Origin of the sequence: Streptomyces sp. NPDC046716 (genome assembly GCF_040645755.1) — a bacterium.
Lineage (GTDB): Bacteria > Actinomycetota > Actinomycetes > Streptomycetales > Streptomycetaceae > Streptomyces.
This window is the reverse complement of record NZ_JBEYYU010000012.1, coordinates 54986-68354: the sequence shown is the minus strand read 5'-3', so window position 1 is coordinate 68354 and position 13369 is coordinate 54986. Positions and strand designations below refer to the sequence as shown.

Sequence of the window (13369 nt, the reverse complement as noted above, 5' to 3'; positions counted from 1 at the left end):
GAGTCGGGGCGTCAGCCGATGAGCAGGGAAGCCGGAAGCAGGACCACGGCGAGGGCCAGAGCGGCCAGTCCTGCGCGTATCCACTGGTGCTTGCGCGCGGCGATGCGGCTCGTCTCCGTCAGCGCGGCGATCGTGCCCGCTGCCGGGGTGCGCTCGGTCTCGGCCAGCGCTGCCGGCAACTGACCGCTGCGGGCGGCGCGTTGGATGTCATCGAAGTACGACAGCGGGGCGCCGGGTGCCCAGCGGTATGTGCTGTGCCGCGGCACCACGGCCATGAGCAGGGCCAGGAGTGCCGCGGTAAGTGCGGCGACTCCGGACCACCACACGGCCGCACCGGCGTCGGAGAGCTGTGTGGGTGCCCAGCCCCGCCCGGCCAGCAGGCTGCCGAGGACTCCGGCCGCCACTCCGAGGGCGGCCACGACGACGGCCGCCTTGGCATCGGCGCGAGCGATCTCGGTCCGCAGGTCCGCGAGCAGTCGGTCCGCCGCGCGGATGCCAGGCGGCGGCAGGGGCGCGGCGGCCCGCGGTTCGGCGCCGCTCATGCGTCGGGCTGCCGCTCGTCGTCGTTGTGCTCCTGCTCCGGGGCCGTGGGTTCGGGGGCGGGGGGTGGGGCGGAGGAGTGGCCGTAGCCCGGGGGCGGTTGCCAGCCACGGAAGGTGCGGGCCGGAGTCTGTTCCTCCTTGTCGGCGGGCGTTTCAGCGATGGACGCCTGGTCGTGGTCCTTCTTGGTGAGTGATACGTCCGAGGCAGAGGCCGTCGTCAGAGGCGGAGAAGAGGAAGTGCCGTCTTTCGCGCCCGACAGCTGACGATTGAGGAGATCGGTCACGGTGGCCACGGCCAGCTGCTGAGGCAGTTCCAGCTGGTACGACTCTGTGTTGGCCGTGCTCAGCAACTCACGTGCCAGTTCGGCCTTGGTCTGCGCCAGGGAACGTTCGTCCTCCCGCATGCTGTTGATGACGAGGTGGGAGTCCTCGGGATGCGCCGCGAGGTGCATGGCCCATGCCACGACCCCGCCCTCCTCCAGGTACTTCCGATAGAACGCGATCTTCTCGGCCGCGAGTTGCTGGAGTGCGGTCTCCTGGCGCGTGCGCTGGATCGCGATCTGGTGGTCCAGCCGCTCGTATTCCTTGGCCCGTCCCAGTTGGAGCTCGTCCTGCTGCCGGACCCGGCGGTCGAGCTCCGCGTCGTACCGCATGCCGAGCTTCTCGGTGCGTATGAGTTCCGAGGACGTGTGCTCGATGGACTGCAACCGCCGCTCGTGCTCGATCTCCCGCTCGTCGCGGCGTACGCGCAGCGTCCAGATCACCTTCAGGCCCGCCGTCTCGCCGAGTCGGGCCCGGTCCGGTCCGGTGAGGGCACGCAGCAGATCGGCCTCGGCGCTCGCGCTGTCGTCGATGGCGAAGCGCCGGGTCAGAGGTCGTGCGGCTTGCTGCACTTCGCCGAGGAGCAGGGTGGGCACGTCACGATGCCCGCTCGCCACGAAGGCGGCGGGGTCCACGACCTGCCAGGACAGTTCGACGGTGGCCGTGAACTCGAACGCGTCGTTGTCGCTCGGCAGCGCGATCGCCGCGTGATGGGGGTGAACGCCCATGTCGACCTCGTACAACGCTGTGTAGCGCTTGCCCGCCGCCTCGCCACGGCTCGGTCGAAGCGGCGGGAGGTAGGCGTCGTACGTGCCCTTGCTGGTCGAGAAGACCAGCGCGTGGTCGATTCGGGTCAGGGACTTGCGCGCGAAGCCGAAGCGGGAGAGCTGGCGCACGGTGATGACGGGATCGATCAGTGGGGTGTGACGGTCGGCCGGTTGCTGCCAGTCCGGTGGTTGGCGGAGATCAGGCATGGCGTGTGCCTCCTCGACTGGTGTGTGCCGTGGGTCCGTGCGGTCCCGGCGCCCCGGCGGGCTGTGGAAGTACGGTCAGCAGCCGGGCAGCCACGCCCGGCGGAGGAGCGCCGTCCTCGCCGCGCAGGGTGCGCAGCAGGTGACTGAGGCGCTGGTGTTCCGCGGAGGTGGTGATCAGCGTCGGGAGGAGAGAGGCGAGCGCCCACTCGGTGGCGGGGTCCCGGTCGGCTGTGCGGATCCACGTGCTCAGCACGCGGAGTGCGTCTGCGGTGCGTCGGCGGTCGTTGAGCGCGGCCCGCCAGAGTCGAGCGATCCGGCCGGCCGTCGCCCCACCGTTCCCGGCGGAGGAGGCGTACCACTCGAGGAGCAGCGGTTGTCGGTCCGGCTCGCCGTCCTTCGTCCGCTGGCAGGCGCTGAGGAAACCGCCCACCGCGAGGTCGTGCGCCGGCCGGTCGTCGTCGAGCCGGGCCAGGAGGTCGGTGAGGACCTCGTCGCGGACCGGCGAGAGCAGGAGCATCTCCACGGACTCGGCGAGCTCGTCGACCATGTCCTTGTCGGGTTCCACCTCGTCGTCGGCCTCGCTGTCGGGCAGTTTGTACTCGTGGCGGATGGCCCGGCGCAGGGCGGCGAGCGTTTCCTGGGGACGTTCCGCGCCGATCAGGCCGTAGGCGCGGATCGCCACCCAGCGCATCCCGATCTCGTCGCTCGTGCACCAGGAGCTGAGGATGTGCGGGATGTTCGGCGTCCCGAGCAGATGCGCCAGTGTCAGCGCGTTGACGGCGACCAGACGGTGGCGGAACAGGTGGGAGGTGACCCAGGGCTCGATGACCAGAGCCATGGTGGAGGGAAGGTCCGCGAAGGCGAGGACGGCGACGGTCGATGCGGCACGTGTACGTACCAGTGGACGACCGTCGTCGATGAGTCTGCCCAGCCACTGGAGCAGGGCGGGGCGGGCCGAGGGGTGCCCGGTCCACACCTCGCGCAGCAGGACGAGGGACACCCGGTCGTCGAGGAACCTCGCCTTGGACTGGGGGACCGGGCCCCACTCCGTGTTCTCCTCCTCGTCGTACCGCTTGGCACGGGCGAGTTGCAGCCGCTTGAGGATGTGTGTTCCGAACACGGGGACCCGCGGCTGGAGCGCGGAGTTCTGGGTGTTCTGGAGGAATCCGTAGAGCAGATCGCTCAGCTCGGCCGTCAACGCGTACGGACCCTCGTCGAAGGCGGCCAGGGCGACGAGGAAGGCCTTGTCCCGAAGCGGGACCCGCTCCTCGTCCTCCTCGAACCACTCCTGCACCTGGTTCTCCAGGCTGAGCAGAGAGAAGTTCCGGACGTCGGCCTCGGTGACATCCCCGTCGACGTACTGCTTGAGGACCTTCGCGAAGGCTTCCACCTCACGCAGTTGCCGGTCGCGGCCGAGGAACTCCGTCACGGACGCGAGCGCCAGCAGGCGCTGGGCTGTGGCCCCGTCGGTCAGCTCGCGCAGATGTACGGCCAGTACTTCTCCGGCCTTCGGCGGCTGCCAGGTCACGGGAGTGATGTCCTCCAGCGCGGCGCTGGCATCGACCGTGATGACCAAGAAGGCGTCGTCTTTGGCCAGCCGCTCGCGTGCGGCCAGGAGATGCGGCTCGCGCAGAGGAGTGTCCCGGCGCGTCGTCAGATCGCACAGCGCGTAGCCCTTGGCCGGGTGCTGGTCGTCGCTCAGCTGCTTGACCAGGTCCGCCGGGCTGGTGTCGCGGAGCAGAATGCGGACTGAGGACGCCTGTACCTGGCGCAGCAGCATCAGCGCGGCAGTGCGCCGTCCGCTGAAGTGCCTGCCGGAGAGGACGAGGACGCGCTCCTCGCGCAGCCGTGCCACCAGAGCCTCGAAGGCGCCCTGGTCGGTGACGAACAAGGGGGCGAGTCGGTCCAGCGTCGCTTGCGGGACCTCGCCGGACCCGTGGCCCGCCGCGGAGATGCCGAAGTGGTAGACCTCCGTCTTGCTGCCCATGATCACGTCACCCGCGACCAGGCCACCGCTCACCCCGTGCTGATCCCTGCCGACCAGGCTGCCGCCGAACCGGGCGTTGGCGCCCACCCCCATCGCCTTGGGGCTGTGGTCGACCAGGTCCCGGCGGGCGGACCAGGCGGCCTGCGGCCGGTCCGTCTCCTCGGCCTCGTCGGGTTCCGCGGACTCGGCTCCGGGCTTCGGCGGTGCGTCGGGCGTACCCGCTTCCTTGTCGGCCGCGGCTGGTGCCGGGGGCGGGCCGGCGGCCGTCGCCTGGGGTCCAGGTCCTCCCGCACTCACTTCTGCTCACCTGGCCCGGTGGACCCACCGCCGAGGTGCACGTCGCCGGTGACCCTTCCCTGCCCGGAGACACCGTGCTGGTCGCCGGCCACGTAGCTCCCACCGAACGAGGCGCCGCTGAGGTCGATGGCGGCAGGCCCGGAGGACGTCGTACCGGTGTGGGGCGCGCTGGGATCCGCCGCGCGGTCGGCAGCGGCGGGGCCCGACGAAGCGGGCCGACCGTGCAGCCACGCCACCGTCGGTCCTTCCTTCGTCTCCACGGTGATGCGGTGGAAGTCGTCCGGGCGCACCCCCAGCGGGCCGTGGCGCACCACACCCCGGTAGATGCCGTCGGACACGCACAGCACGCTGGCCTCCTCGCGCTGCTTGAGCGCGTCGCGCAGCGGATCGGAGTCCAGGAGGCGTACCGCGTGATTGAGGTCCGAGCCGACCCAGCCGTCCAGCTCGTCGACGGCGACGTAGCCGGAGGAGAGAACGATGCGCAGGCGCATCTGGGCGCTCGCCGCCATCAAACGGTTCTTGCTGTGCAGAAGAGCGGGGGTCTCGGTCAGCAGCGTCTTCACCAGCGTCGGCACGGAGGCCTGGGCGTCGACCAGCTCCATGACGGAGTCGCCGCGATCCGCCCGCAGCCGCGCGGTCTCGTGGATGTCCGCCTTGAGGAGCGTGGAGTCCACGACCTCGTACAGGAGGCGACGCAGGTAGGCCTGCTCCACGTCGTCGCGGGTGCCGAACCGCTCGATGTCGAAGAGCAGGATGGTGCGATGCATGGGGTCGGTCATGGTCTGCCTCTCGCAGGTCGCCGTCGTTGTGCAGCACGATGGCGCGGCGAGGCGGCGCGTCCGAGGACCGATGACACGGACGAACTGTGACCGCGTGCACAGAACAGACGTGCACCGAGAAGGGGCGACCGTCAGGCGGGCCGCTCGCCGATGATGCGGCGCAATGCCTCCGGCCGCAGTACGACGATGCGGCGGCGCTGGGTGACCACCACTTGTTTGTCCCGCAGCTCCTTGAGGAGCCGGGCCACCGCCTCGCGGGACGAGCCCACGGAGCCGGCGAACTCCTGCTGGCTGAGCCGGACGGTGAGTTCGACGCCCTCGGCGGTGTGACGGCCGTGGGTGCGGACGAGTTCCAGGAGGAGCACGGCCAGCCGCTCGCGGACCGTCAGCGCCGCCCACTCGAGCCGTCGCCGGTCGGTGGCGCGCTGCCGGTCGGTGCCCAGCCCCAGCAGACTCAGAGCGACGCGAGGGCTGCCGGACAGGAAGGCGGTGAAGCGGGTCTCGTCTATGGCCACCGCCTCTACGGGATCCAGGGCCGTCACGGTCGCCGAGCGGTGGCGGCCGCTGAGGGCCGCGCCCTCGCCGATGATGTCGCCGGGGCCGCGCAGCGCGAGCAACGCTTCGTAGCCGTTCGCCGCGATGGCCGTCACCTTCGTCCAGCCGTGCAGCAGGAGCAGGACGTGGGTGGAGGGTTCCTCCTGGTGCATGAGCACGCTGCGAGCCGGGTAGCGCAGGAAGCGTCCGACCGCCAGCAGAGCCACGCGGTCTTCCTTCTCCAACCTGGCGAGGAAGGGCACTCCGTCGTCGAAGCCGTCGTCGTCCCACGCGCGCGTACGACCCGCCGCCATTCACCGCCCCCGTGTCAGCCGTGTTGAACCCGCAACGAGTCAACGTACTTGAGGCCACGAAGCCAGAGCTGGCGACAATCAGCCGTCCTGGAAGCCGCTCAGGGAACCAGTGGCGGATAATCGGCGTTGAATCATTATTGAAGGCAGCAGTCTGTTGCAGCCGAGTCCGGGGGAAGTGGTCTCGTGTCGAATCCGCAATGGCAGCCGGCGCCCTGGCCGCCGCAGCAGAACCAGCAGGGCTCGATGCTGGCCGCGCACGCGGACCGGGAGCGGGCGGTCGATGTGCTGCGGGCCGGGTTCGCCGAGGGGCGGCTGCCGCAGCCGGAGTACGAGAAGCGGGTCGAGCGGGCCTATCAGGCGCGGACCCTGGGGGAGCTGACCACTCTCGTCGCGGATCTGCCGCAGGGGCCCGTGGGGCCGCAGCAGATGCCGATGGCGGGGCCCATGGCGCCGGTCCCGCGGACCTTCCTGCCGCCTCCGCCGCCGCCCACCAACGGCAAGGCGATCGGCTCGCTGGTCTGTGGACTGGGGACCTTCGCCTGTGGAGGCCTCACAGCGATCCCGGCCGTCATCCTCGGACACATGGCCCGCGGTGAGATCCGTCGCACGCAGCAGCAGGGCGACGGGCTGGCCGTCGGTGGCATCGTGCTCGGCTGGCTGTGGATCGCCGGCTGGGCGTTCCTGCTGCTCATCATCATGATCGGGGTCGCGAGTTCGAGCTCGGGCTGACGCGGTCGGGGGCGGAATCCGGCCACGCTCCGGAAACCCCCGACTACCGGGACGAATACCGCACGCGGGGGCGAGAAGTCCGGCGTGTCGGAGTGGACTGCATTTGTTTTGACCGAAGTCCGTGAGGTAGGTACGCTCAGACCTTGTGCCTGGGGTGTGCCTGGGCTCCTGTGCGTGTCATCTGCCGCACGGCGAGTCCGGATCAGGTCGCTCAATCTGATCACGGCCACCGCAATCTGCCGCTTCCCGCTCTTGAGCGGGGGTCTGCAGTATTCGACACACCCGACCGCGTGGGTCGGCAAAGTTCCAGGTTAGCTTTACTACTCGGCACACAGAAACCGGAGAAGTAGTGCCTACGATCCAGCAGCTGGTCCGGAAGGGCCGGCAGGACAAGGTCGAGAAGAACAAGACGCCCGCACTCGAGGGTTCGCCCCAGCGTCGTGGCGTCTGCACGCGTGTGTTCACGACCACCCCGAAGAAGCCGAACTCGGCCCTCCGTAAGGTCGCGCGTGTGCGTCTGACCAGCGGCATCGAGGTCACGGCCTACATCCCGGGTGAGGGACACAACCTGCAGGAGCACTCCATCGTGCTCGTGCGCGGTGGCCGTGTGAAGGACCTGCCCGGTGTTCGTTACAAGATCATCCGCGGTTCGCTCGACACCCAGGGTGTCAAGAACCGCAAGCAGGCCCGCAGCCGCTACGGCGCCAAGAAGGAGAAGTAAGAATGCCTCGTAAGGGCCCCGCCCCGAAGCGCCCGGTCATCATCGACCCGGTCTACGGTTCTCCTCTGGTGACCTCCCTCATCAACAAGGTGCTGCTGAACGGCAAGCGCTCCACCGCCGAGCGCATCGTGTACGGCGCCATGGAGGGCCTGCGTGAGAAGTCGGGCAACGACCCGGTCATCACGCTGAAGCGCGCGCTCGAGAACATCAAGCCGACCCTCGAGGTCAAGTCCCGCCGTGTCGGTGGCGCGACCTACCAGGTTCCGGTCGAGGTCAAGCCCGGCCGCGCCAACACCCTCGCGCTCCGCTGGCTCGTCGGTTACTCCCGCGCCCGTCGCGAGAAGACGATGACCGAGCGTCTGATGAACGAGCTGCTCGACGCCTCCAACGGCCTCGGCGCTGCCGTCAAGAAGCGCGAGGACACGCACAAGATGGCCGAGTCCAACAAGGCCTTCGCGCACTACCGCTGGTAGTCGCTACCCACATCGAGACCGAGAGAAGACTGAAGCCTTATGGCTACCACTTCACTTGACCTGGCCAAGGTGCGCAACATCGGCATCATGGCTCACATCGACGCGGGCAAGACGACGACGACCGAGCGGATCCTGTTCTACACCGGCGTCTCGTACAAGATCGGTGAGGTCCACGACGGCGCTGCCACGATGGACTGGATGGAGCAGGAGCAGGAGCGTGGCATCACGATCACCTCTGCTGCCACCACCTGTCACTGGCCGCTCGAGAACGACGACTACACGATCAACATCATCGACACCCCCGGGCACGTCGACTTCACCGTTGAGGTGGAGCGCTCCCTGCGTGTGCTCGATGGTGCTGTGACGGTGTTCGACGGCGTCGCCGGCGTTGAGCCGCAGTCCGAGACGGTGTGGCGTCAGGCCGACCGTTACGGCGTGCCGCGCATCTGCTTCGTGAACAAGCTGGACCGTACCGGTGCCGAGTTCCACCGCTGCGTCGACATGATCGTCGACCGCCTCGGTGCGACCCCGCTGGTCATGCAGCTCCCGATCGGTGCCGAGGCCGACTTCCAGGGTGTCGTCGACCTCGTCACGATGAAGGCGTTCGTCTGGTCGGCCGAGGCCGCCAAGGGCGAGGCGTACGACATCGTCGACATCCCGGCCACGCACACCGAGGCTGCCGAGGAGTACCGCGGCAAGCTGCTCGAGGCGATCGCCGAGAACGACGAAGAGATGATGGAGCTGTACCTGGAGGGCACCGAGCCCACCGTGGAGCAGCTGTACGCGGCCGTGCGCCGCATCACCATCGCCTCCGGCAAGGGCGGCGACACCACCGTCACCCCCGTGTTCTGCGGCACCGCGTTCAAGAACAAGGGCGTTCAGCCCCTGCTCGACGCCGTCGTGCGCTACCTGCCGACCCCGCTCGACGTCGAGGCCATCGAGGGCCACGACGTCAAGGACCCCGAGGTCGTCGTCAAGCGCAAGCCGTCGGACGACGAGCCGCTGGCTGCCCTCGCGTTCAAGATCATGAGCGACCCGCACCTGGGCAAGCTCACCTTCGTCCGGGTTTACTCGGGCCGCCTGGAGTCCGGCACCGCGGTGCTGAACCCCGTCAAGGGCAAGAAGGAGCGCATCGGCAAGATCTACCGCATGCACGCGAACAAGCGTGAGGAGATCGAGTCGGTGGGCGCCGGCGACATCGTCGCCGTCATGGGTCTGAAGCAGACCACCACGGGCGAGACGCTCTGTGACGACAAGCAGCAGGTCATCCTGGAGTCCATGGACTTCCCGGCGCCTGTCATCCAGGTCGCCATCGAGCCGAAGTCCAAGGGTGACCAGGAGAAGCTGGGTGTCGCCATCCAGCGCCTCTCGGAGGAGGACCCCTCCTTCCAGGTCCACTCGGACGAGGAGACCGGCCAGACCATCATCGGTGGTATGGGTGAGCTTCACCTCGAGGTGCTCGTCGACCGCATGAAGCGCGAGTTCCGCGTCGAGGCGAACGTCGGCAAGCCGCAGGTCGCGTACCGCGAGACGATCCGCAAGGCCGTCGAGCGCGTGGACTACACCCACAAGAAGCAGACCGGTGGTACCGGTCAGTTCGCCAAGGTGCAGATCGCGATCGAGCCCATCGAGGGCGGCGAGTCGTCGTACGAGTTCGTGAACAAGGTCACCGGTGGCCGTATCCCGCGGGAGTACATCCCGTCGGTGGACGCCGGTGCGCAGGAGGCCATGCAGTTCGGCATCCTCGCCGGTTACGAGATGACGGGCGTCCGCGTCACGCTTCTCGACGGTGCCTACCACGAGGTCGACTCCTCGGAGCTGGCCTTCAAGATCGCCGGTTCGCAGGCCTTCAAGGAGGCCGCGCGCAAGGCGTCCCCCGTGCTGCTCGAGCCGATGATGGCCGTTGAGGTCACCACGCCCGAGGACTACATGGGCGATGTCATCGGTGACATCAACTCCCGCCGTGGCCAGATCCAGGCCATGGAGGAGCGCAGCGGCGCTCGCGTCGTGAAGGGCCTCGTGCCCCTCTCGGAGATGTTCGGCTACGTCGGAGACCTCCGCAGCAAGACGTCGGGTCGCGCGAGCTACTCGATGCAGTTCGACTCCTACGCCGAGGTTCCGCGGAACGTCGCCGAGGAGATCATCGCGAAGGCCAAGGGCGAGTAACTCACTCGAGTTCACGCTTTAGGCTTGACTCCGGAGCCCGACCGGGCGTTCAGGGGCGTATGTCCCTGAATGCCCTCGGGCCCGGGCTTTCCAGCAAAGATCACCTGGCGCCGATGAAGCAAGGCGTACAGAACCACTCCACAGGAGGACCCAGTGGCGAAGGCGAAGTTCGAGCGGACTAAGCCGCACGTCAACATCGGCACCATCGGTCACATTGACCACGGTAAGACGACCCTCACGGCCGCCATTACCAAGGTGCTGCACGACGCGTACCCGGACATCAACGAGGCGTCCGCGTTCGACCAGATCGACAAGGCTCCTGAGGAGCGCCAGCGCGGTATCACCATCTCCATCGCGCACGTCGAGTACCAGACCGAGGCGCGTCACTACGCCCACGTCGACTGCCCGGGTCACGCGGACTACATCAAGAACATGATCACCGGTGCCGCGCAGATGGACGGCGCGATCCTCGTGGTCGCCGCCACCGACGGCCCGATGCCGCAGACCAAGGAGCACGTGCTCCTGGCCCGCCAGGTCGGCGTTCCGTACATCGTCGTCGCCCTGAACAAGGCCGACATGGTGGACGACGAGGAGATCCTGGAGCTCGTCGAGCTCGAGGTCCGTGAGCTCCTCTCCGAGTACGAGTTCCCGGGCGACGACGTTCCCGTCGTCAAGGTCTCGGCTCTCAAGGCGCTCGAGGGCGACAAGGAGTGGGGCAACTCGGTCCTGGAGCTCATGAAGGCCGTCGACGAGTCGATTCCGGAGCCGGAGCGCGACGTCGACAAGCCGTTCCTCATGCCGATCGAGGACGTCTTCACGATCACCGGTCGCGGTACGGTCGTCACCGGCCGTATCGAGCGTGGTGTCCTGAAGGTCAACGAGACCGTCGACATCATCGGCATCAAGACCGAGAAGACCACCACCACGGTCACCGGCATCGAGATGTTCCGCAAGCTGCTCGACGAGGGCCAGGCCGGTGAGAACGTCGGTCTGCTCCTCCGTGGCATCAAGCGCGAGGACGTCGAGCGCGGCCAGGTCATCATCAAGCCGGGTTCGGTCACGCCGCACACCGAGTTCGAGGCGCAGGCGTACATCCTGTCGAAGGACGAGGGTGGCCGTCACACCCCGTTCTTCAACAACTACCGCCCGCAGTTCTACTTCCGTACGACGGACGTGACCGGCGTCGTGACCCTCCCCGAGGGCACCGAGATGGTCATGCCGGGTGACAACACCGAGATGAAGGTGGAGCTCATCCAGCCCGTCGCCATGGAGGAGGGCCTCAAGTTCGCCATCCGTGAGGGTGGCCGGACCGTCGGCGCCGGCCAGGTCACCAAGATCAACAAGTAAGTCCGCTTACTTGCTGGGCTTGATGCCTGGTAGCTCCTAGAGCTCAGGAAGGGCCCGCACGACTTCGGTCGTGCGGGCCCTTTCGCATGCCCTGGGGGCGTCAGGCCTTCGCCTGCGAGGGTCGCCACAGCCAGGGCCGGGCGTCCGGGGAGAGTCCCGCGGCCGTCGGGCCGTGGCGGTCGGTCACCAGGGACGGGCCGTCCAGGGTGACGGGGTCGGTCGCGGGGCGCAGGACGCGGCCGTTCTCCAGGAGCTGGACGCGGCCGTCGGTGCCGAGGCCGAGGAGGTGGTCGCCCGCGGCCGACACCGGGCCGTACCCGGGGAAGTCCACGGCCGGGCCGCCGGGGCTCAGCAGCCGGGCGGAGGCGGGCGGGCGGTAGAAGAGGCGGCCGTTCGCCGCGGCGATCGCGTCGGCGGGGACGGGCAGGCCGGTCAGCGGGGCGGGGCCGTCCGGTGTCCAGTGGTGCACGGTGTCGCGGCCGGGCGCGTACACGTGCACCTGGCCGTCGTCCGCCACGACCGCCGTGAGGCCGTCCTGGACCTGGCCGCCGCCGAGGTCCCGCCACGGCGACCAGGTGCCCGCCGCGTCCCGTACGCGGGTGCTCACGCCCTGCGCGGCGTTGCGGACGAAGAGATGGACACGGCCGTCGGGCGCGGTGACCGCCACCGGGACGCCGATCCGGCGGCCGCGGTCGGCGTCGGCGCCCTCGGGGTTGCCGAGGCCGACCCACGCGCCGTATCTGCGGGGCCCGCGCTCTTCCAGGGCCACGATCTCGCGGGCGTCGGTCGCGCCCCGGCCCTCGATCGCGGCGAGCCGCAGGCCCAGGATCAGATGGCGGCCGTCGGGGAGCGCGGCGCCGCCGAGGACCGGGGCGAGCGGGCCGCCGCCGAGGTCGACGGGGCCGCCGAACTCCCCGTCGCGTTCCTCGTACCGCACCGCCCGCAGCCCCAGGACGCCGTACGCCGTGAGGGTGCCGTCGCCCCGGGGGAAGAGGGCGAGCCGCGGCCCGGGATAGCGGTGGTGGGTGGCGCGGACCCAGCCCTTGCGGTTGGTCAGGGGGCGGTCGCCGCCCACGTTGTAGTCGCCGCAGCCCGACGGGTTGCCGCAGTTCCAGTCGGGGCCCGCGCCGTAGGGGACGAGATGGGCGGCCTTGGTGCCGAGCACCTGCGACGGGAGGTTCTTGGGCCAGTGGTGGTTGTAGTAGCCGCGGAAGGCGGTGACGGCGACGGCCGGCGGTCCGGACTTCGCCGCTTGCGTCCAGCGGATCAGCGCGGCCCAGGCGAAGCAGGCGACGGCCGTGTGGTCGGCGTGGTCGGAGTAGCCGGGCTGCTCGCTGTCGCGGATCTGGGTGGCCCGGTCGCTCGCCTGGAGGTCCGGATCCGGATCGAGGGTGTGCACGAGGGTGGGGCGGTACCGCTCGAAGAGCTCCACGAGTACGCCGGTCAGCGCGTCGTAGTCGTAACTCTGGACCGTGCGCAGCGGGGAGCCGTCGGGTACGAGTGTGCGCAGTCGCAGCCCGGGTTCGCGCCACAGCGCGGGGACGCCCATGTGGCCCGCCGGGGTGTGCATCGCGAGGTCCAGGTGGACCAACTCGACGCGGCGGCCCCGGTGTTCGAGGACGTTCACCTCCACCTGGAACCCGCTGCGCAGCCGCACGGCGGACACGTCCCAGGGAGTGAAGACGGGCAGCCCGAGCTGGGTCGCGTAGGACTGGCGCAGGCCCTGGTGGCGGGCGGCGGAGTAGGCGGCCTTGTTCGGCGCGGGCTGCCGGTCGTCGGGCGTCTTGTTGCGCCCGTCGGCCTCGCCCGCGGTCACGTACACGCAGACCAGCGGCGTACCGGTGCCGAAGGCGTGCTGGGCGTCCGGGTTCATGAAGTACAGGTCGTCGTCGGGGTGGGCGAGGACCTGGAGCAGCAGGGCGCGCTCCGCCTGGGCGGCGGGCAGGCCGGAGGCGGGGGAGGGGGCGGTGAGGTGCGGCGGGGGAGCGGGGGTGCGGGAACAGGCGGTGAGCGAGCCGGCGGTGGCGAGGGCCGCCGCGCTGCCGAGGACGACCGTCCGGCGTGACATTCCACGCTCAAGCCGCTTTTCGGGCCTCGATATCGCAGGTCGCTTCCGCACGAGGGCGCACTCCGTCCGCTGTGGAGGCAGCGGTCGGTGGTGCGCTCGCCTCTGTTCAGGTGTTCC

At 69.3% G+C, this 13369-nt stretch carries 11 protein-coding genes; 5 read left to right on the top strand and 6 right to left on the bottom strand.

Annotated features, from left to right (window positions below; genetic code table 11):
• Positions 1–11: 11 nt before the first annotated feature.
• From ABZ930_RS12105 to ABZ930_RS12085, 5 genes are all read right to left on the bottom strand, one after another.
• On the bottom strand, positions 12–542 hold the full coding sequence (locus ABZ930_RS12105; protein WP_361545508.1) for a Pycsar system effector family protein: 531 nt from the start codon (positions 540–542) through the stop codon (positions 12–14).
• Entirely contained in the window at positions 539–1837 is a 1299-nt protein-coding gene (locus tag ABZ930_RS12100; RefSeq protein ID WP_361545505.1) for a hypothetical protein, read from the bottom strand. Before ABZ930_RS12100 ends, ABZ930_RS12105 begins: the two co-directional genes overlap by 4 nt.
• A complete protein-coding gene (locus ABZ930_RS12095) occupies positions 1830–4121 on the bottom strand; it encodes a hypothetical protein (protein ID WP_361545502.1) in 2292 nt (763 codons plus the stop codon). The genes ABZ930_RS12100 and ABZ930_RS12095 overlap by 8 nt, the downstream gene beginning before the upstream one ends.
• Positions 4118–4900: a hypothetical protein gene (locus tag ABZ930_RS12090; RefSeq protein WP_361545499.1), complete on the bottom strand. Its 783-nt coding sequence runs from the start codon at positions 4898–4900 to the stop codon at positions 4118–4120. The genes ABZ930_RS12095 and ABZ930_RS12090 overlap by 4 nt, the downstream gene beginning before the upstream one ends.
• A gap of 131 nt (positions 4901–5031) precedes the next feature.
• On the bottom strand, positions 5032–5748 hold the full coding sequence (locus tag ABZ930_RS12085) for a Crp/Fnr family transcriptional regulator (protein ID WP_361545496.1): 717 nt from the start codon (positions 5746–5748) through the stop codon (positions 5032–5034).
• 243 nt (positions 5749–5991) lie between these two features.
• Here ABZ930_RS12085 and ABZ930_RS12080 point away from each other — a divergent pair, with 243 nt between their 5' ends.
• The 5 genes from ABZ930_RS12080 (at position 5992) to tuf (ending at position 11184) form a co-directional block, all read left to right on the top strand.
• Positions 5992–6477, top strand: coding sequence for a DUF1707 and DUF4190 domain-containing protein (locus ABZ930_RS12080; RefSeq protein WP_361545713.1), 486 nt, complete (start codon positions 5992–5994; stop codon positions 6475–6477).
• A 349-nt stretch (positions 6478–6826) separates the two neighbouring features.
• Complete coding sequence (gene rpsL, locus ABZ930_RS12075; RefSeq protein ID WP_003948652.1) at positions 6827–7198, top strand: 30S ribosomal protein S12; 372 nt, start codon at positions 6827–6829, stop codon at positions 7196–7198.
• Between the two features lie 2 nt (positions 7199–7200).
• Positions 7201–7671, top strand: coding sequence for a 30S ribosomal protein S7 (gene rpsG / locus ABZ930_RS12070; RefSeq protein ID WP_111663838.1), 471 nt, complete (start codon positions 7201–7203; stop codon positions 7669–7671).
• Between the two features lie 39 nt (positions 7672–7710).
• Positions 7711–9837 carry an elongation factor G gene (gene fusA / locus ABZ930_RS12065; protein ID WP_361545492.1) on the top strand — a complete coding sequence of 709 codons (2127 nt, stop codon included), beginning with the start codon at positions 7711–7713 and terminating at the stop codon, positions 9835–9837.
• A gap of 153 nt (positions 9838–9990) precedes the next feature.
• On the top strand, positions 9991–11184 hold the full coding sequence (tuf, locus tag ABZ930_RS12060; protein WP_111663840.1) for an elongation factor Tu: 1194 nt from the start codon (positions 9991–9993) through the stop codon (positions 11182–11184).
• Between the two features lie 100 nt (positions 11185–11284).
• Here the strand turns inward: tuf and ABZ930_RS12055 are convergent, their stop codons facing one another.
• Complete coding sequence (locus ABZ930_RS12055) at positions 11285–13252, bottom strand: PIG-L family deacetylase (RefSeq protein ID WP_361545488.1); 1968 nt, start codon at positions 13250–13252, stop codon at positions 11285–11287.
• Positions 13253–13369: the final 117 nt, after the last annotated feature.

Bases quoted from the DNA above. Each gene is read 5' to 3' on its own strand.
- fusA (WP_361545492.1), top strand. From the start codon at position 7,711: ATGGCTACCACTTCACTTGACCTGGCCAAGGTGCGCAACATCGGCATC.
- ABZ930_RS12090 (WP_361545499.1), bottom strand. From the start codon at position 4,900: ATGACCGACCCCATGCATCGCACCATCCTGCTCTTCGACATCGAGCGG.
- ABZ930_RS12105 (WP_361545508.1), bottom strand. From the start codon at position 542: ATGAGCGGCGCCGAACCGCGGGCCGCCGCGCCCCTGCCGCCGCCTGGC.
- ABZ930_RS12055 (WP_361545488.1), bottom strand. From the start codon at position 13,252: ATGTCACGCCGGACGGTCGTCCTCGGCAGCGCGGCGGCCCTCGCCACC.
- ABZ930_RS12085 (WP_361545496.1), bottom strand. From the start codon at position 5,748: ATGGCGGCGGGTCGTACGCGCGCGTGGGACGACGACGGCTTCGACGAC.
- ABZ930_RS12080 (WP_361545713.1), top strand. From the start codon at position 5,992: ATGCTGGCCGCGCACGCGGACCGGGAGCGGGCGGTCGATGTGCTGCGG.
- ABZ930_RS12100 (WP_361545505.1), bottom strand. From the start codon at position 1,837: ATGCCTGATCTCCGCCAACCACCGGACTGGCAGCAACCGGCCGACCGT.
- rpsG (WP_111663838.1), top strand. From the start codon at position 7,201: ATGCCTCGTAAGGGCCCCGCCCCGAAGCGCCCGGTCATCATCGACCCG.